At 60.8% G+C, this 18,370-nt stretch carries 20 protein-coding genes; 4 read left to right on the top strand and 16 right to left on the bottom strand.

The window, feature by feature from the left end; all coding sequences use genetic code 11:
- The first annotated feature begins 278 nt into the window (after positions 1 to 278).
- Positions 279 to 1,298: a LacI family DNA-binding transcriptional regulator gene (locus M6G53_RS06620; RefSeq protein WP_055317046.1), complete on the top strand. Its 1,020-nt coding sequence runs from the start codon at positions 279 to 281 to the stop codon at positions 1,296 to 1,298.
- A 54-nt stretch (positions 1,299 to 1,352) separates the two neighbouring features.
- Here M6G53_RS06620 and yfcD read toward each other — a convergent pair whose 3' ends face one another.
- Complete coding sequence (yfcD, locus tag M6G53_RS06615) at positions 1,353 to 1,898, bottom strand: NUDIX hydrolase YfcD (RefSeq protein WP_253329950.1); 546 nt, start codon at positions 1,896 to 1,898, stop codon at positions 1,353 to 1,355.
- A gap of 99 nt (positions 1,899 to 1,997) precedes the next feature.
- Entirely contained in the window at positions 1,998 to 2,549 is a 552-nt protein-coding gene (gene yfcE / locus M6G53_RS06610; protein WP_253329949.1) for a phosphodiesterase, read from the bottom strand.
- Between the two features lie 234 nt (positions 2,550 to 2,783).
- On the opposite strand from yfcE, the gene yfcG reads away from it, so the two are divergent.
- The 3 genes from yfcG to M6G53_RS06595 all read left to right on the top strand — a co-directional run bounded on the left by yfcG (position 2,784) and on the right by M6G53_RS06595 (position 4,827).
- Positions 2,784 to 3,413, top strand: coding sequence for a GSH-dependent disulfide bond oxidoreductase (yfcG, locus tag M6G53_RS06605; protein WP_048234482.1), 630 nt, complete (start codon positions 2,784 to 2,786; stop codon positions 3,411 to 3,413).
- A gap of 111 nt (positions 3,414 to 3,524) precedes the next feature.
- Complete coding sequence (gene folX, locus M6G53_RS06600) at positions 3,525 to 3,896, top strand: dihydroneopterin triphosphate 2'-epimerase (protein ID WP_025303682.1); 372 nt, start codon at positions 3,525 to 3,527, stop codon at positions 3,894 to 3,896.
- 16 nt (positions 3,897 to 3,912) lie between these two features.
- Positions 3,913 to 4,827, top strand: a complete 915-nt coding sequence (locus tag M6G53_RS06595) for a TIGR01777 family oxidoreductase (protein ID WP_253329948.1) — start codon at positions 3,913 to 3,915, stop codon at positions 4,825 to 4,827.
- A 7-nt stretch (positions 4,828 to 4,834) separates the two neighbouring features.
- On the opposite strand, the gene hisP is transcribed toward M6G53_RS06595, so the two are convergent.
- The 14 genes from hisP to pdxB all read right to left on the bottom strand — a co-directional run bounded on the left by hisP (position 4,835) and on the right by pdxB (position 18,320).
- On the bottom strand, positions 4,835 to 5,608 hold the full coding sequence (hisP, locus tag M6G53_RS06590) for a histidine ABC transporter ATP-binding protein HisP (RefSeq protein WP_253329947.1): 774 nt from the start codon (positions 5,606 to 5,608) through the stop codon (positions 4,835 to 4,837).
- Positions 5,609 to 5,629: 21 nt separating this feature from the next.
- Entirely contained in the window at positions 5,630 to 6,334 is a 705-nt protein-coding gene (locus M6G53_RS06585) for an ABC transporter permease (RefSeq protein ID WP_253329946.1), read from the bottom strand.
- Positions 6,331 to 7,017 (bottom strand): histidine ABC transporter permease HisQ, encoded by a 687-nt coding sequence (locus M6G53_RS06580; protein ID WP_253329945.1) that lies wholly within the window; start codon positions 7,015 to 7,017, stop codon positions 6,331 to 6,333. Before M6G53_RS06580 ends, M6G53_RS06585 begins: the two co-directional genes overlap by 4 nt.
- 82 nt (positions 7,018 to 7,099) lie before the next feature.
- Positions 7,100 to 7,882, bottom strand: a complete 783-nt coding sequence (hisJ, locus tag M6G53_RS06575; protein ID WP_253329944.1) for a histidine ABC transporter substrate-binding protein HisJ — start codon at positions 7,880 to 7,882, stop codon at positions 7,100 to 7,102.
- Positions 7,883 to 8,185: 303 nt separating this feature from the next.
- On the bottom strand, positions 8,186 to 8,758 hold the full coding sequence (locus M6G53_RS06570; RefSeq protein ID WP_253329943.1) for a UbiX family flavin prenyltransferase: 573 nt from the start codon (positions 8,756 to 8,758) through the stop codon (positions 8,186 to 8,188).
- Between the two features lie 132 nt (positions 8,759 to 8,890).
- Positions 8,891 to 10,408: an amidophosphoribosyltransferase gene (gene purF, locus M6G53_RS06565; protein WP_019453742.1), complete on the bottom strand. Its 1,518-nt coding sequence runs from the start codon at positions 10,406 to 10,408 to the stop codon at positions 8,891 to 8,893.
- Positions 10,409 to 10,429: 21 nt separating this feature from the next.
- Positions 10,430 to 10,930 carry a colicin V production protein gene (gene cvpA / locus M6G53_RS06560; RefSeq protein ID WP_004936119.1) on the bottom strand — a complete coding sequence of 167 codons (501 nt, stop codon included), beginning with the start codon at positions 10,928 to 10,930 and terminating at the stop codon, positions 10,430 to 10,432.
- A gap of 234 nt (positions 10,931 to 11,164) precedes the next feature.
- Positions 11,165 to 11,917, bottom strand: a complete 753-nt coding sequence (gene dedD, locus M6G53_RS06555; RefSeq protein WP_253329941.1) for a cell division protein DedD — start codon at positions 11,915 to 11,917, stop codon at positions 11,165 to 11,167.
- Positions 11,918 to 13,183, bottom strand: coding sequence for a bifunctional tetrahydrofolate synthase/dihydrofolate synthase (folC, locus tag M6G53_RS06550; protein ID WP_253329940.1), 1,266 nt, complete (start codon positions 13,181 to 13,183; stop codon positions 11,918 to 11,920). It abuts the gene before it with no gap.
- A gap of 191 nt (positions 13,184 to 13,374) precedes the next feature.
- Positions 13,375 to 14,283, bottom strand: a complete 909-nt coding sequence (gene accD, locus M6G53_RS06545; protein ID WP_253329939.1) for an acetyl-CoA carboxylase, carboxyltransferase subunit beta — start codon at positions 14,281 to 14,283, stop codon at positions 13,375 to 13,377.
- Between the two features lie 232 nt (positions 14,284 to 14,515).
- A complete protein-coding gene (locus M6G53_RS06540) occupies positions 14,516 to 15,178 on the bottom strand; it encodes a DedA family protein (protein ID WP_253329938.1) in 663 nt (220 codons plus the stop codon).
- Between the two features lie 78 nt (positions 15,179 to 15,256).
- The gene (gene truA, locus M6G53_RS06535) at positions 15,257 to 16,078 is read right to left on the bottom strand and encodes a tRNA pseudouridine(38-40) synthase TruA (protein WP_253329937.1); all 822 of its coding nucleotides are present in this window, start codon (positions 16,076 to 16,078) and stop codon (positions 15,257 to 15,259) included.
- Entirely contained in the window at positions 16,078 to 17,088 is a 1,011-nt protein-coding gene (locus tag M6G53_RS06530) for an aspartate-semialdehyde dehydrogenase (RefSeq protein WP_253329930.1), read from the bottom strand. Before M6G53_RS06530 ends, truA begins: the two co-directional genes overlap by 1 nt.
- Before the next feature lie 110 nt (positions 17,089 to 17,198).
- Entirely contained in the window at positions 17,199 to 18,320 is a 1,122-nt protein-coding gene (gene pdxB / locus M6G53_RS06525; protein ID WP_253329928.1) for a 4-phosphoerythronate dehydrogenase PdxB, read from the bottom strand.
- Positions 18,321 to 18,370 lie beyond the last annotated feature (50 nt).

Here is an 18,370-nt window from a genome sequence, read left to right as displayed (position 1 = left end):
ATGATTAATTCACCGACGACGCTAAAACTTTAATCAACCCCTCCTGCCCACACAGTGATGGATATCACAAAGATAGCGCTACCAAAACGCTATCATGCAGATCTGTGATAGCGCTATCAAAACGACGCGCCGCGGCATGGCGTTAACCACAATTTTTTCTCGCTCTTTCGGCTAACGGGGTAGAATGTGCCGCATACGGGGATCGTCGAAGCCGCGCCGCCGGCTTCCCGCCCTCACCATTTTTATGCGCCGCGCGCGCATTTCAGTCGGGATTAGGCATGTCGATCGGTAAAAAACGCCGCAGCACGGGCAGGGTGACGTTGGCTGACGTAGCGCAGCTGGCGGGCGTCGGCACCATGACGGTGTCGCGCGCGCTGCGCACGCCGGAGCAGGTTTCAGACAAACTGCGCGAGAAGATTGAAGCCGCGGTAAGCGAGCTGGGGTATCTGCCCAACCTGGCCGCCAGTTCGCTGGCGTCGGCCTCGTCCTACACTATCGCCATGGTGGTGCCCAGCCTGTCCGAATCCGGCTGCGCCGAGATGTTCGCCGGCCTGCAGAAAGTGCTGCAACCGGCCGGCTATCACATCATGCTGGCGGAGTCGCAGCACCATCTGGAACGCGAAGAAAAGCTGCTGGAGACCCTGCTCTCTTACAACCTGGCGGCGGCGGTGCTGCTCAGCGTCGAGCATTCACAAAACACCCGCAACGCGCTGATCGCCGCCAACATTCCGGTGGTGGAGATCGGCGCCGTGCGCGCCGATCCGATCGACATGAGCATCGGCATTGACTACGTGGCGGCCATGTATCAACTGACGCAAACGGTGATCGCCAGCGGCTATCAGAACATCGGGCTGCTGTGCGCCAACCAGGAACAGTGGATTTTCCAGCAGCACCTGCAGGGCTGGCACAAGGCGCTGCTGCGCAACCATATGTCGCCGCATCGGGTGATCAACGCCGCGCAGCCCGCCAGCTTCAGCACCGGCGCGCAGCAGCTGCCGGAATTCCTGCTGGCCTGGCCGGAGCTGGACGCATTGGTGTGCGCCTCGGACGAACTGGCCGGCGGCGCGCTGTATGAATGCCAGCGGCGGCGCATCAAGGTGCCGGACAATCTGGCGGTGGTGGGGTTCGGCAACAGCGAGTTCAGCCGGGTGTGCCAGCCGCCGCTGACCACCATGACCATCCCGCATCGCGATATCGGCATTCAGGCCGGCCAGGCGCTGCTGGCGCGGCTGAACGAGCAGCCCTGGCTGCCGGCAGGCTCCCTGCCCGCCACGCTGTGCCGCCGCGACAGCTGCTGAATCCGCGCCATAAAAAAAGCCGGTCGATGACCGGCTTTCTCACGCGTTGACGTCTCACTGGCTGTCGAGCGGCTTACCGTAATCCTGTTCGTTGTTACGCGTCAGCCACAGCGACAGCGCCTTCAGCGAATCCGGGGTAAACTCGTCGCAGCGGGCGGTGATCTCTTCCGGCGTCAGCCAGCACACTTCCACCACTTCTTCTTCCTGCAGCGCGAACGGGCCGTGCGATACGCAGCTGAACAGCGCGCCCCACACCCGGCACTGCTCTTCTTCGAAGTAGAACAGACCGTGTTCGGCGAAAGGCACGCCGGCAATGCCCAGCTCTTCTTCCGCCTCACGGCGCGCCGAATCCAGCACGTTTTCACCGCTTTGCACTACGCCACCTGCCGTCGCGTCCAACCAGCCCGGGTAGAAGTCCTTGATCTCGGTGCGACGCTGCACCAGAATTTTTCCCATCCCATCATGCACCACAATATAGGTAGCACGATGGCGCAGCCGCTCCGCCCGCATCTGTTGACGACTGGATTGCGCGATCACCTCGTTTTGCTCGTCGACGATATCAACCCATTCGGTATCTGCAGCCTGACCCTGTTCCGCCATCCTCTAAAACCTTCTATTTTGGCGCGATGCATCCCGCGCGCTGGTTAATCAATGAGTGTTTTTCAAAGATTTTTATTGTGTGTGTATAAATTAGTGCGTTTAGCGTGTTAACGCCACCTCCACGACGACCTTGCCGGCGTCGAGCGTCAGCACGCGCAAAGTGTCCCGATCCAACATGCCGTAGCTGGCCGGAAAGCCCCCTTTCGGGATGCTGACCGAGCCTGGATTGAAGCAATAGATCTCCCCCTGCCGCTCTGCCTGCGGCAGATGCGTATGGCCGTAGGCCAGGACGTCACCGCGGGATAACGGCGGCAGTGCCGAGGGATGATAAAGGTGACCGTGGGTCAAAAACAATCGTCTTTTTTGCAGTAAAACCTGTTGCCAGGGCACTTCGATGGGAAACGTCAGCAGCATCTGATCGACCTCACTGTCGCAATTGCCGCGAACGGCGATGATCTTGTCGCTATAGCGGTTCAATCGTTCGGCAACCCGGGCGGGCTGATAGCCGGCCGGCAGCGCGTTGCGCGGGCCGTGATTCAGCAAATCGCCCAGAAGAATCAACCAGTCGGCGCCGTTTTGTTCGAACCTTTCCAGCACGCGTTCGGTTGCCGGCAGCGATCCGTGGATATCCGAGGCGAACATCAGCTTCATAACCTTGTCCTATCTAGGGAAATAAGCGCCATTTTACCGCGCCGGCGCCGTGCGGCAAACCGCCGCCCGCACAGATGAATAATTGTGACCTCCGCCGCGCAGATAGCATCGGACGAATCCCACATAGCCTGCTATCCTTAGCTGCTATTGTTGGATCTTTGATATACCTTTGTGCGCGGCGAAGACCGCAGCAACGTGTAATGAATTACAGATCACCTTACCGCAGGAGGCAATATGATTGACCTGTATTACGCGCCTACTCCCAATGGTCACAAGATCACCTTGTTTTTGGAAGAGGTCGGCTTACCCTACCGTATCCATCGCGTAAACATCAGCGCCGGCGAGCAGTTCAAACCGGACTTTCTGAGCATTTCTCCCAACAACAAAATCCCGGCGATCGTCGATCAGCAACCGGTGGACGGCGGCACGCCAATCAGCCTGTTCGAGTCCGGGGAAATCCTGCTGTATCTGGCGGAGAAAACCGGCAAGCTGCTGAGCAAGGGCCTGCGCGAACGCGCCGCCACCCTGCAGTGGCTGTTCTGGCAGGTGGCCGGGTTCGGGCCAATGCTCGGGCAGAATCACCACTTCAACCACTACGCGCCGCAGCCGGTGCCTTACGCCATCGAGCGCTACCAGCTGGAAACCAAACGGCTGTACGGCGTGCTGGAAGCCGAACTGCAAAAACACCCCTACCTGGGCGGCGACAACTACAGCATCGCCGATATCGCCACTTACCCGTGGGTGGTGTCGCATCCGCGCCAGCGCATCGATCTGGCGGATTACCCGGCGGTGCGCAACTGGTTCGAGCGCATCAGCAACCGCCCGGCGACCGAGCGCGCCTACAAGCTGGCCGAACAGGGTTAAGCGCGTCCCCCGACTCCCCGCCGGCCGGGGAGTCACATCGTCCCTGCGTTATCATTTCCCTACTTTCCGTGTATTCTGAACGCCAATAATCAGACCTATGGAGAATCTCTGATGTCTTTCAGTCAACCCGACGCCGTTATTCGCATTAAAAATCTGCGGTTGCGCACGTTCATCGGTATCAAGGAAGAGGAAATCAACAACCGGCAGGACGTCCTGATCAACGTGGTGATCCACTACCCGGCGGACAAGGCGCGCAACAGCGAAGACATCGCCGACGCGCTCAACTACCGCACCATCACCAAAGCGATCATCCGCCATGTGGAAGATAACCGTTTCGCGCTGCTGGAAAAATTAACGCAGGATGTGCTCGATATCGTAAAAGAACACGCCTGGGTGACCTATGCTGAAGTGGAGATAGATAAACTTCTGGCCCTGCGCTACGCCGATTCGGTTTCCATGACCATGAGCTACCGCCGGGACTAACTCAGGGAGGTCGACCATGCGGATCCTGATCACCGGCGCAACGGGATTGATAGGCAGCAGCCTGACGGAGAAGCTGCTGGAACTTTCTCACCACATTACAGTGCTGACCCGCGACGAGCGGCGAGCCCGAGCCAGGCTGGGCGACCGCCCGAGCTATTGGCAAACGCTGGACGACCGGCAATCGCTGGACGAATTCGACGCGGTGATCAACCTGGCCGGCGAACCTATCGCCGACAAGCGCTGGAGCACGCAGCAGAAAGAGCGGCTGTGCCGCAGCCGCTGGGATCTGACCGAACGGCTGGCGCAGCTTATCAAGGCCGGCAACGCGCCGCCCGGCGTGCTGATTTCCGGTTCCGCCGTCGGTTACTACGGCGATCAGGGCCAGGCGGTGGTGACCGAAGAGGAGCCGCCACACGACGAATTCACCCACCGGCTGTGCCAACGCTGGGAAGCGCTGGCGCTGCAGGCGCAGAGCGACGCCACCCGCGTCTGCCTGCTGCGCACCGGCGTGGTGCTGGCGCCACAGGGTGGCGCGCTGGCCAAAATGCTGCCGCCGTTCCGTTTCGGCCTGGGCGGCCCGATCGGCGACGGCCGCCAATACCTGCCGTGGATCCATCTCGAAGACATGGTCAACGGCATTATTTATCTGCTGGATCACACCACTCTGACCGGCCCGTTCAACATGGTCGCTCCCTATCCGGTGCATAACGAGCAGTTCGCCGCCCAATTGGCCAACGTGCTCGATCGCCCGGCGTTTCTGCGGGTGCCGGCGTTCGTGATGCGTTTGTTGATGGGGGAAGCGGCGGTGCTGGTGCTCGGCGGCCAGCGGGCGGTGCCGAAGCGGCTGGAGCAGGCTGGCTTCCACTTCCGCTATCTGGAACTGGAACAGGCGTTGGATGACGTTCTCAATCAGCGGGCCGCAGCCCGCTGATCTGCAGTTACTTCAACGCACCGGACAGGAACTGCTGCAGGCGCGGGCTTTTGGGGTTGCCGAACAGCTCGGCCGGCGGCCCCTGCTCTTCAATCAACCCTTTGTGCAGGAAGATCACGTGGTTGGAAACGTGGCGTGCAAACTCCATTTCATGCGTCACCACCACCATGGTTTTCCCCTCCTCCGCCAGCTTCTGCATGATGCGCAGCACCTCGCCCACCAGCTCGGGATCCAGCGCCGACGTCGGTTCGTCAAACAGCAACACTTCCGGCTCCATCGCCAACGCGCGGGCGATAGAAACGCGCTGCTGCTGGCCGCCCGACAGATGCACCGGGTATTTGCCACGCGCCCGCTCATCGATGCCCACTTTGTCCAGATAGCGCACCGCGCGCTCGTGCGCTTCGGCCTTGCTCAGCCCCAGCACCTGCACCGGCGCCTCCATCACGTTCTCGAGCACCGTCATGTGGCTCCACAGATTGAAATGCTGGAACACCATGGTCAGGCGGGTGCGCAGCAGTTGCAGCTGCTTCTTGTCGAACACCTTCAGCTGGCCGTCTTTGTCGCGCACCATGCGAATGTCTTCGTTGTTCAGGCTGATCGAGCCTTCGCTCGGCTTCTCGAGGAAGTTGATGCAGCGCAGAAAGGTGCTTTTGCCGGAGCCGGAGGAGCCGATGATGCTGATCACATCCCCGGCGTTGGCCGCCAGCGAGACGCCCTTCAGCACTTCGTGGTCGCCATAGCGTTTATGCAGTTCCGTGACGGCTAATTTATTTTCAGGCATGGTTTTTCTTCCCGTCATTTATCAGTGACTAACGTGTGCCATCCAGCGTCTTTCAGCTTTGCGGAACAGGCTGATTAACACGTAGGAGATGATCAGGTACAGCACCGCCGCAATGCCGAAGGCGTAGAACGGCTGATAGGTCGCGGCGTTGATGTCGCGCGCGATCTTCAGCAGATCCGGCACGGTGGCGGTAAACGCCAGTGCGGTAGAGTGCAGCATCAGGATCACTTCGTTGCTGTAAGCCGGCAGTGCGGTGCGCAGCGCCGAAGGCAAAATGATGCAGCGATACATCTTGAAGCGCGAAAAACCATAGGCGTTGGCGGCTTCGATTTCACCGTGCGGCACCGAGCGGATCGCCCCGGCGAAGATCTCGGTGGTATAGGCGCAGGTGTTGAGCGTCAGCGCCAGGATGGTGCAATTGAGCCCGCTGCGGAAAAACGCATTGAGAAACTCGCTGCCGCGCACGATCTCGAGGCTGTACATGCCGGAGTAGAACACCAGCAGCTGCACGTACAGTGGCGTGCCGCGAAACACATAGGTGTAGAGCCACACCGGGAAACGCACCCAGCGAATCGAGGAGACGCGCGCCACCGCCATCGGGATCGCCAGCAGCCCGCCCATCACCACCGAAGCGATCAGCAACCACAGCGTGATCGCCACGCCGGTGAAGCGGTAACCGTCGCTCCACAGCAGCGACTGCCAATACTGTTGCAGGATATCTATCATAGTTCGGCCCTCTTGACGCCCAGTGAGTAACGCCGTTCAAGCCACAGCAGCACGCCGTTGGAAACGGTCGTGAAGATCAGGTATACCACGCCGGCCACGATGGCGAAGAAGAACGGCTGATAGGTGCCTTTCCCCGCCAGCTGTGTGGCTTTCACCACGTCGTTCAGGCCGAGGATCGACACCAGCGCCGTCGCCTTCAGGATCACCTGCCAGTTATTGCCGATGCCCGGCAGCGCGAAACGCATCATCGCCGGGAACAGAATGCGCCGGAAGATCTGCGCACCGCTGAAGCCGTAGGCCGTCGCCGCCTCGATCTGCCCTTTCGGCACCGCCAGATAGGCGCCGCGGAAGGTCTCGGTAAAATAAGCGCCGTAGATAAAGCCGAGGGTAATAATGCCGGCGCCGAGCGGATCGATATCGATCTGCGCGAAGCCCAGCAGCGTAGTGATGTTGTTCAACGCGATCTGCAAACCGTAAAAGATCAGCAGCATCAGCACCAGATCGGGCACACCGCGGATCAGCGTGGTATAGGCGCCGAACAGACCGGAGATAAAGGGGTTATGAGACAGTTTGCCGCCGGCGCCGATCAGACCGATCGCCACCGCCAGCACCACGGAACTGAGGGCCAGCTCCAGCGTCACCAGAGCCCCCTCGAAAATCAGTTGGGAATAGCCTTGCAGCATCTACTTCACCCTGTGGTCTAGGATCCGAACCATCGGGGCCGGCGCACCGGCCCCGCAGTCACAGCATGGAACGGGAAGCGGATTAGCCGCCGTAGACGTCAAAGTCGAAGTACTTTTTCGCGTATTTGTCGTAGGTGCCGTCTTTACGCATCTCGGCGAAGGCCTTGTCCAGCGCCGCTTTCAGCTCGGTATCGTCCTTGCGCAGCCCCATGCCGGTACCAACGCCGAAGAACTTGTCATCCTTCACCGATTCGCCGGCGAACGCATAGTCTTTGCCCGGCGGCTGTTTCAGGAAGCCGTCGCTGCCCGCCACTTCATCCTGGAAGGCGGCGTCGATACGGCCGGAGGCCAGGTCGGCATAAGCCAGATCCTGGTTCTGGTAAGGCACCACGGTCACCCCTTTCGGCTGCCACATGGCGTTGGCGTAAGCTTCCTGGGTGGTGCCCTGCAGCACGCCCACGCTCTTGCCTTTCAGCGATTCTGCGGTCGGCAGCAGTTTGGAGCCCTTCGGCGCGATCAGACGCGCGTTGGCGGCATACAGCTTGTCGGTAAAGGCGATTTCCTGCTGGCGTTTTTCAGTGATGGACAGCGAAGAGATGATGGCGTCGATTTTCTTCGCCTTGAGGGATGGGATCAGCGCGTCGAAGTCGCTCTCCACGAAGGTGCATTGGGTATTGATGCGTTTGCACAGCTCTTTGGCCAAATCGATGTCAAAGCCGACCAATTCGCCTTTGGCGTTTTTGGATTCAAACGGTGCGTAAGTCGGATCGGTGCCAATCTTCAGCGTGGAAGGAATGGCGGCCAAGGCGCTGCTGGCGGCGCTCAAAGCCAGAACTAACGGCAAAATCAAAACCCGCTTTTTCATAAATTACCCTCAAATTGATTTTTTTGATGCCACTACGGGCATTACTTTCCCCACCAAATCAATTTGCAGTAATCGTGCCACATTAGGTGCTACGGACGGAGGGAACGGCTCCGGCCTTCACAATACTGTTTCCTGGGACGATAACCGCAAAATTAAATCGGCCGGTCGGGGCCGCGCCACTGGCAGCCGCGACGAGGCGGCGCCATGAAACAGTGAGCGTGATGAAGTGGGATCATTATGGTGCATACGCCGCCCCAATTCAGTGCGGTGTTGCACAAATGTACCAATTTAGGGATAAAACTGTTAACTAGCACCCTGCCAGCGGGTGAACAGGTCGGTCGGCAGTTCGATATCAAACTGGTCAGTCACTCGATTGACGGTCTGATCGATGATGTCTTGCACGCTTTTCGGCTGGTGGTAAAACGCCGGCACCGGCGGCATGATCACCGCCCCCATCTCCGCCGCCTGGGTCATCAGCCGCAGGTGCCCCAGATGCAGCGGCGTTTCCCGCACGCACAGCACCAAACGGCGGCGCTCTTTGAGCACCACGTCGGCGGCGCGGGTCAGCAGCCCGTCGCTGTAGCTGTTGACGATGCCGGACAGGGTCTTGATCGAGCATGGCAGGATCGCCATACCCAGGGTTTTGAAGGAGCCGGAGGAGATACCGGCGGCAATGTCGCGCGCATCGTGCACCACGTCGGCCAGCGCCTGCACTTCACGCAGGCTGTACGGCGTTTCCAGCGCCAGCGTCTGTCTTGCCGCGTTGCTCATCACCAAATGGGTTTCCACCTCGGCGACGTCGCGCAAAACCTGCAACAGGCGCACGCCGTAGATGGCGCCGCTGGCACCGGAAATGCCGATGATGAGTCGTTTCATGGGAAATGGCCTCTGCCGTAAAAAGTAAGATCAGGCAGACTTTGCCGCAACGGCGAGGGATAAGCAAGTCACAGGAGCAAGGCGCACCGCCGCAGACGCGGCGATGCACCTTGAGGGAGCAACGCAGGGCGGTTAGCCTTCGTTGTGCAGTTCCAGATTTTCCGCTTCGGTTTGCACCCGCAGCGCCTTGGCGTCGTCGCTGCGCAGCGACTCCAGGTATTCCAGATAGCTTTGGTCGACGTCTTTGGTCACGTAGATGCCGTTGAATACCGAGCATTCGAACTGGGTGATGTCCGGGTTCTCTTCGCGCACCGCCTCGATCAGATCGTCCAGGTCCTGGAAGATCAGCCCGTCGGCACCGATGATCTGGCGGATTTCATCCACTTCACGCCCGTGGGCGATCAGTTCGTTGGCGCTCGGCATGTCGATGCCATAGACGTTCGGGAAACGCACTTCCGGCGCGGCGGAAGCCAGGTACACGCGCTTGGCACCCGCTTCGCGCGCCATCTCGACGATCTGTTCCGACGTGGTGCCGCGCACGATGGAGTCATCCACCAGCAGCACGTTCTTGTCGCGGAACTCGGCGCGGTTGGCGTTCAGCTTGCGGCGCACCGACTGACGGCGCGCCTGCTGGCCCGGCATGATGAAGGTGCGGCCGACGTAGCGGTTCTTCACAAAGCCCTGGCGGTATGGCTTCTCGAGAATGCGCGCGATCTCCAGCGCGATGTCGCAGGAGGTTTCCGGGATCGGGATCACCACGTCGATGTCCAGATCTTCCCACTCGCGGGCGATCTTCTCACCCAGCTTCTGGCCCATGCGCACGCGGGCGCTGTAGACCGAGATCTTGTCCATAAAGGAGTCCGGGCGCGCGAAATAGACGTATTCGAACAGGCACGGGTTGGTTTTCGGGTTCTCAGCGCACTGGCGCGTGAACAGCTGGCCCTTGGTGGTGATGTACACCGCTTCGCCCGGCGCTACGTCGCGCAGGAACTCAAAGCCCAGGGTATCCAGCGCCACGCTCTCGGAGGCCACCATGTACTCGCTGCGGCCATCCTCCAGCGTGCGCTTGCCGATCACCAGCGGGCGAATGCCGTTCGGGTCGCGGAACGCCAGCAGGCCGTGGCCGATGATCATCGCCACGCAAGCGTAGGCGCCGCGCAGTTGCTGATGCATGGCGGCGACAGCGGTAAAGATGTTGTCGGCCTCCAGCGGGTAGTGCGGGAAACGGTCCAGCTCGCTGGCCAGCACGTTCAGCAGGATTTCCGAATCGGAAGTGGTGTTGACATGGCGGCGGCCGCTTTCGAACAGCTTTTGGCGCAGCTCATGGGCGTTGGTCAGGTTGCCGTTGTGGGCCAGCGTAATGCCGAACGGCGAATTGACGTAGAAAGGCTGGGCCTCAGAGGCGCTCGAGCTGCCGGCCGTCGGGTAACGCACATGGCCAATGCCCATGTTTCCCTGCAAGCGTTGCATATGGCGCGCCTCAAACACATCTTTCACCAGGCCGTTGGCTTTACGCAAACGGAACCCGTTGTGGGCGTCAATGGTGACGATGCCTGCGGCATCCTGGCCACGGTGCTGAAGCACCGTCAGCGCATCATAAATCGACTGGTTTACCGGCATAAAACCGGCGATACCGACAATACCGCACATGTTGTCTTTTCCTCATCAGCGCTACCGCCCCGGCAATTGGGTCGGCAAGAAACTCGACGTGCTCTGCAGGTAGTCAAAGAACCACCTGATGACGTAACTGAACTGGGGAATGAGCTGCGACTGTTTCCAGTCGGCGCTTTGTGAGAAGCCGGTAAAGGTATCCAGGAAGAACAGGATCGCCGCGACGATCAACACTCCGCGCAGCGCGCCGAAGCAGATGCCTAACACGCGGTCGGTGCCCGACAACCCGGTTTTCTCTACCAGTGAGCTAATCACATAGTTAACAATAGCCCCTACGATCAAGGTCGCGATGAACAAAATCGCGATCGCGATGCCGTTTCGCACCAGTTCATCTTCAAAACGAGTGAAATAGACCGCAAGGTAAGAGTAGAAATGGCTGGCAACAAAAAACGCACATCCCCATGTCACAAGTGACAATGCTTCGCGAACAAACCCTCGGATCAGGCTCACCAGAGCCGAAAATCCAATCACCGCTATAATGACGTAATCAATCCAGACCATGAACTATTCCAATGATGAATCGCCCCTGCATCCAATTCGCGGCGAATTCTAACAGAAAAAGAAAACGTTTGCGTAGGGGATTTCCTACCACGTTACAAATAAAAAGCGGCGATCAAAAAATTCCCAATCGCCGCGCCTACATAGGTGATTTCGCCTGTAAAAGGCGCGGTTTTTCTCGCTTTCTCGCCACCATTCCTTAATTCAGGGGCGCATCGTGCTGCGCCCCCGCGGGGTTTAACGGCCGTACGGCTTCACCTGCCCGCTCAGCCCGCTGATCGAGTTCAGCGACGGCAGCGCTGCCTGCAGTTTCTGCCTGGAGGCGTCCGGGCCGACGTAGATGCGGGTGATCTGCCCCTGCACCGGCGTTGACGGCACGGTAAAGGCGCGATAGCCCGAAAGGCGCAGCGAGGCGACAATCTCGTTCGCCTTGGCGGCGTTCTTCAGCGCCCCGAGCTGCACGACATAAGCCTGCCCGGCCGGCGCTTTTTCTTCCGCCGGTTCAGGTTTCGGTTCCGGCTTCGGCACCGGCTTCACTTCCACCGGTTTCGGTTCCGGCTTCGGCGCCGGCTTCACTTCCACCGGCTTCGGTTGCGGCGCCGGTTTCGGTTTCACTTCCACCGGTTTGGTTTCTACCGGTTTCGGCTTGGGCTGCGGCACCGGCTGAGGGCGCGTCTCGACCGGCGGCGGTGCCACCTGCGTCGGCTGCTGAGCGCTCTGCCGCGCCGCCTGTTGCGCCGCCGCTTCGTTGGCCGCCTGCTGCTCGACCAGCGCGCCCGCCCCTTCCGGCGGCTGTGCCGGCAGCGGTTGCGTCACCGGCGGCAGCACATCGTTCTCCTCGACGTCGCCCGCCTTCGGCACCAACGGAATGGCCGCGAATTCATCCTCGTAATGCTTCTTTTTGCCGTCCAGCAACCCTGGCAGGATGATTACCCCCAGCGCCACCAGAATCACGGTTCCGACCAGTCGGTTCTGAAATTTACTCGCCACTCACACTCCCCGCATCTCGTCTAACGCCGCCATCACCTGCGCCACGGTGTGGAACGATCCACAGACGATCACAATATCCTGTTTATCAGCATCCTGCATAGCCTGCCGCCAGGCAGTTTCGACATCATTAAAGCGGCGCGGTTCCGTCAGATGTTGCGCCAGCTGTTCGACGCCGGCGCCACGCGGCCCGTCGAGCGGCGCGCAGTACCATTCATCCACCTGCTCACTGAGGCAGGCCAGCGTACCGGCGATGTCTTTGTCCGACAGCATGCCCACCACCGCGCGCACCTTGCCGCCGTCGCGCGGCAGCCTGGCCAGGCGCCCGGCCAGATAGCCGGCGGCGTGCGGGTTGTGCGCCACGTCGAGGATCAGCGTCGGCTCGCGCCGCACGATCTGGAAACGCCCCGGCAGCGTCGCCTGCTGCAGCCCGGTAAAGATCGCGCGCTCGTCGATTTCCAGCGAGGAACAGTTCAGCGCCGCCAGCGCGGTAGCGGCGTTGGCCAGCGGTACGTTCGGCGTCGGCAGATCGGTCAGCAGCGTGTCGCCGCCCTGCCACTGCCAGCGATCGCCCTGCTCGCTGAAGCTCCAGGCTTCGTCGCGGCGATACAGCGGCGCGCCCAGCGTTTCGGCAACCTGACGAATGCTGTCCGGCATGTCGGGTTCGCCCACCACCGCCGGCTTGCCGCTGCGGAAGATACCGGCCTTCTCGCGGCCGATGCTTTCGCGATCGTTGCCCAGCCAGTCAGTGTGATCGAGCGCAATGCTGGTGATCACCGCCACGCTCGGATCGACGATGTTGGTGGCGTCGAGACGCCCGCCCAGGCCCACTTCCAGGATCACCACGTCGAGCCGCGCCTGTTTGAACAGCTGCAGCGCCGACAGGGTGCCGAATTCGAAATAGGTCAGCGACGTTTCGCCGCGGCCGGCTTCAATGGCGGCGAACGAGCGGCTGTGCTCCGCTTCGCTCAGCTCTTCCCCCTGAATGCGCACGCGTTCGGTATAGCGCACCAGATGCGGCGAACTGTAGACGCCGACGCGCAGGCCGGCGGCCAGCAGAATGGCTTCAAGGGTGCGACAGGTGGTGCCTTTGCCGTTGGTGCCGGCAACGGTGAACACCGTGGGAGCGGGGGTCAGTAAATCCAGATGTGCCGCGACGCGCTGTACGCGCTCAAGGCCGAGTTCGATCGCCTGGCTATGCAGACGTTCCAGATAATAAAGCCACGAGCTCAATGGCGACGTGGCTTGGGGAATTTGGTGGTTTTGCATGAGTCCCATCACTGAACTTGGGTTCATTAATCCATCAGGGCACCACCCTCACCGCGGTAAAGGCGATGCGCTTCGTGACTGCCGCCAGCCTGCAAACCGCAGCGAGATGGGCTGCGGCCGGCAGGGAACGGGCATCAGCCGTCACTTAGCCACAAAGTGGCGGCTGAACCCGGGCGGGATCTGTCTTTGCCTCAGGCGTCGGCCTGCTGCTCCGGCTCAATGACCGGCGCGGCCTCATCGAAATGCGGCTGCGGCTGGTTGGTCAGCTTGGACAGAATGCTCGCCAACGTCTGGCGCATTTGCGGACGGCGAACGATCATATCGATCGCGCCTTTTTCGATCAGGAACTCGCTGCGCTGGAAGCCCGGCGGCAATTTCTCGCGCACGGTCTGCTCGATGACGCGCGGGCCGGCAAAACCGATCAGCGCTTTCGGCTCGGCGATATTGATGTCGCCCAGCATCGCCAGGCTGGCGGAAACGCCGCCCATGGTCGGGTCGGTCAGCACGGAGATATACGGCAAGCCGCGCTCCTGCATTTTGGCCAACGCCGCGCTGGTTTTCGCCATCTGCATCAGCGACATCAGCGCTTCCTGCATGCGCGCGCCGCCGCTGGCGGAGAAGCACACCAGCGGACAGTTGTCCTCCAGCGCCTGCTCAACCGCACGCACGAAACGCGCGCCGACCACGGAAGACATCGAGCCGCCGATGAAGGCGAATTCGAAGGACGCAGCGACGATCGGCATGCCGTACAGCGTGCCCTTCATCACCACCAGCGCGTCTTTCTCGCCGGTCGCTTTCTGTGCGGCGACCAAGCGATCTTTATAGCGCTTGGAATCCTTGAATTTCAGAACGTCTTTCGGCTCCAGATCGCTGCCCAACTCCACTTCGCTGCCTTCGTCCAGCAGGGTATGCAGACGCGCGCGCGCGCCCATACGCATGTGGTGGTCGCACTTCGGACACACTTCCAGATTACGCTCCAGCTCGGCGCGGTAGAGAACCTGGCCGCAGCTGTCGCATTTGGTCCAGACCCCTTCAGGAATGCTCGCCTTACGGGTTTGTGTGATATTGCTCTTGTTAAGAATTCGTTCAATCCAGCTCATCGATGACCTTTCTGTTTGAACCTGGCACACGCCAGTCCGCTGTTCATGCTTTAACAATCCCCCCGAAAACACCCCAATGAAAAAATGCCCGTTCGCGGCGCGGCAAGCGCGGCGACTGAGGCATCGGCTTCAGGGTTGTTCGCAGGAACAGACCATAATGTCGCTCATTAAACCATATCGGCCCGACGCTGTGGACAAAAAACTGGTCGAACCGACAGGTTAAGCGATGTTTTTACTGTTTTTGCTGGCGGGCGGCCGCGCGCCTGTGACGCCAAATTTCAATCACGCCCGGCAGAATCGAAACGATGATGATCCCGACGATCAGCAGTTTCAGGTTCTCCTGCACCACCGGCAGATCGCCGAACAGGTAGCCAGCATAAGTGAAGAGCAGCACCCAAACCAGTGCGCCAATCACGTTGTAGGCAGCGAAGTGGCGATAGGACATATGCCCCATACCGGCGACGAACGGCGCAAAAGTACGCACGATCGGCACGAATCGCGCCAGAATAATCGTTTTCCCACCGTGTTTCTCATAGAACTGGTGCGTCTTGTCCAGATAGCTGCGACGGAAAATTTTCGAATTCGGGTTGCTGAACAGCTTCTCGCCGAACAGCCGCCCGATCGTATAATTCACCGCATCGCCGAGGATCGCCGCCACCACCATCAACGCCACCATGGTATGCACGTTCAGATCGTTGGTCGGCAACGCCGCCAGCGCGCCGGCGACAAACAGCAAAGAATCCCCCGGCAGGAACGGCGTCACCACCAGACCGGTTTCGCAAAACAGGATCAGGAACAGAATAGCGTAGACCCACATGCCGTATTGCGCGACCAGTTCGGCCAAATGCACATCAATATGCAGAATGAAATCAATAATAAACTTGATGATGTCCATAAATTCTCTCATTGATGCCGGGTGTTTCAGTCACCCGGCAGAAGCACAAGGGAGCGACGCTTTCAGGCGTGCCGGCGTTTAATCGTCGGGCAAAAACAGCGGCCCCATCGGCGGCCGCGGTAGGCCAAAGCGATCGGGATAATCCACGGCAACCAGATACAGCCCCTCTGCCCGCGCCGTCGCCGCCGCCAAATTGCGATCTTTCAGCGCCAGCAACTCGGCCATCCAGTTCTCATCCTGATTGCCGCAGCCGATCTCCATCAGGCTGCCGACGATATTGCGAACCATGTGATGCACGAACGCATTCGCCTTGATATCTACCACAATATATTCGCCGTAGCGCGTAACCTTAACGTGTTTTACGCAGCGCCACGGGGTGCGCGACTGGCATTGCACCGCGCGGAACGAGGTAAAGTCGTTTTCGCCCAGCAGCGCCTGCGCCGCCCGGTGCATGCGCTCGGCGTCCAGCGGGTGATAAAAATGCGTCACCCCCTGTTGCAGCACCGCCGGCCGGTAGCGATGGTTGAAAATAATATAGCGGTAGCGGCGCGCGGTGGCGCTGAAACGCGCGTGAAAATCGTCGGCGACGGGGCTGACCCAACGCACCGCGATGTCCGGCGGCAGATGAGTATTCACCCCCATCGTCCAGGCGGCGTCCTTACGGTGCGCGGTGGTTTCGAAATGCACCACCTGCCCGGTGGCGTGCACCCCGGCGTCGGTACGCCCCGCACACAGCACGGTAATCGGCGCATCCGCCACCTTGCTCAACGCCTGCTCCAGGCGCGCCTGCACGCTAGCCACTTCCTGCTGCCGCTGCCAGCCGTAGTACCGGCTGCCGTCATATTCGATGCCCAGCGCAATTTTCAGCGTCGGCTGAGCGGGCGAGACCACCTCAGACATCAGTACATCTGCTCCTGCACCAGACGCTCGGCGGTTTCGATAGCCATCAACGCGCCGCCGAAGCGCACGTTGTCCGCCACCGTCCAGAACTGCAGCAGCTCGGGGATACCGTAATCGTTACGCAGACACCCAATGCTGAGCGCATCGCTGCCGGAGGCATCGGTGACCTGAGTCGGGTAATCGTCTTCCTCGCTCAGCTGAACGTCCTCGACCTCTTCGAGCTCGCTGCGCGCCTCTTCGGCAGACAGCGGGCGCAGCGCTTCCAGGTGCACCACCTGCGCGTGGCCGTAAAATACCGGCGACTGAACGCAGCTCACCGAAATCGGCAGCCCTTCGTCCTGCAGCACCTTGCGCACCTGATCGACGATCAGGCGTTCTTCGCGCACGCTGCCCTGCTCGTCGGCAATCAGCGGCAGCAGGTTGAACGCCAGCTGTTTGCCGAAAACGCCTTCCTCGGCCGGGATGCCGTTCAGCAAACGCGCGCTCTGGCCGGCCAAGTCGTCCACCGCCACCTTGCCGCGCGACGATACCGACATCAGCGTGGTAACGTGCAGACGCGACAGCCCCGCCTGTTCGGTCAGCGGCTTGATCGCCGTCAGCAGCTGGCTGACCATGCTGTCGGCCACCGCCACGATATTGCGGTTGCGGTAATCCGCCAGCACCTGCGGGTTAACGCCCGGCACCACCAGCGGCACATCCGGCTCCATGGCGAACAGGCCGCTGGTGTCAATCACCAGGCAGCCCATGTTGCCGGCTTCTTCGGCATAGCGCGCGGAAGCCTCGCTGCCGGCGACGAAGAAGGCCAGCTGCGCCTGCGACCAGTCGAACTCTGCGGCGTTTTGCACCAGAAGAGACTTGCCGTTGAAGCGCACGTTGGCGCCCGCGCTGCGTTCGCTTGCCAGAGGATAGAGCTCACCCACCGGGAACTGGCGTTCCTGCAACAATTCCAGCAACGCTTCACCTACCGCGCCAGTGGCGCCGAGCAGCGCGATATTCCAGCCGTCAGACATCGGGTTTTCTCCAGAGTATTTGATTCATAAAAGCAGACGGGCAGTGCAGCCACCGCCCGATAATCTTTGCCGCTCACCGTAGCGGCGTTGGCTTAAGGCAACCTTACGCGCTATGCCACGCTGAAGCCCAGCTTGCCGAGCAGCTCGGCGCTGGCGCTGTCATCGCATTGCACGCTCAGCGAAGACCACTCGCGGCGTTCCTGGTAGTGCTTGCGCAGGCGATCGAATTCGCCCGGTTGCCCGGCGACTTTGCGCAGCGGCGCATCATCGCGGCGCACATCATACACCAAGTGCATCAATCGTTTTAACCGCGCTTCATCCAGCGGCCCGTTGAGGCGGATCTGGCTGAACTCCGGCACCGGCAGCAGCGAGGCCAGCGCCACCTGCTGCGGCTGCCCCAGATGGCGGCTGAACGCTTCGAACACCTGAGTGGTGCCGCGCGCCTTGCCTTCCAGCGTATAGCCGGCGATGTGCGCGGTGCCGATATCCACCCGCGCCAGCAGCGGCAAGGAGAGATCCGGCTCCGGTTCCCACACGTCCAGCACCGTGCTCAGCTTTTTGCCCTTTTCCAGCGCCTGCAACAACGCGGCGTTATCCACCACCGGCCCGCGGCAGGCGTTGATCAGAATGCGGTTGTCCGGCAACGCCGCCAACAGGTCGGCATCCGCCAGATGCAGCGAATGGTATGGGCCGGATTTATTCAGCGGCGTATGGAAGGTCAGCACGTCAGCCTCGGCAACCAGCTTCTCCAGCGGCCAAAACTCTCCGGCGTCGCCGCGATCGGCGCGCGGCGGATCGCACAGCAGCGTGCGCACGCCCAGCGCGTTGAGGCGCGCGTCCAGACGCGAACCGACGTTGCCCACGCCGATAATGCCGACGGTTTTATCCCGCAGGTGGAAGCCGTCGCGTTCGGCCAGCAGCATCAACGCGGAGAACACATACTCGACCACCGCGATGGCGTTGCAACCCGGCGCGGCGGAAAACCCGATGCCCTGCCGTTGCAGCCAGTCGTCATCGACATGATCGGTGCCGGCGGTGGCGGTGCCGACAAAACCGATGCGGCTGCCGGTCAATAATTCTTCATTGACCCGGGTGACCGAACGCACCATCAGCGCGTCGGCATCCACCAGCGCCTCGCGCGGGATCGGACGGCCCGGCACCGCCTGCACGTCGCCCAGGCGGCTGAACAGTTCGGCCGCGTACGGCATATTTTCATCAACCAGAATTTTCACTGCGTTCTCCGAGGGTTTACGGCTATTTGTCTGCGAAATAGTGTGCCACT

Source organism: Serratia nevei (genome assembly GCF_024160145.1).
In the GTDB taxonomy this organism is placed as follows: Bacteria; Pseudomonadota; Gammaproteobacteria; order Enterobacterales; family Enterobacteriaceae; genus Serratia; species Serratia nevei_A.
Note: the sequence above shows the minus strand (reverse complement) of the source record. Positions and strands in the feature narration are given on the sequence as shown.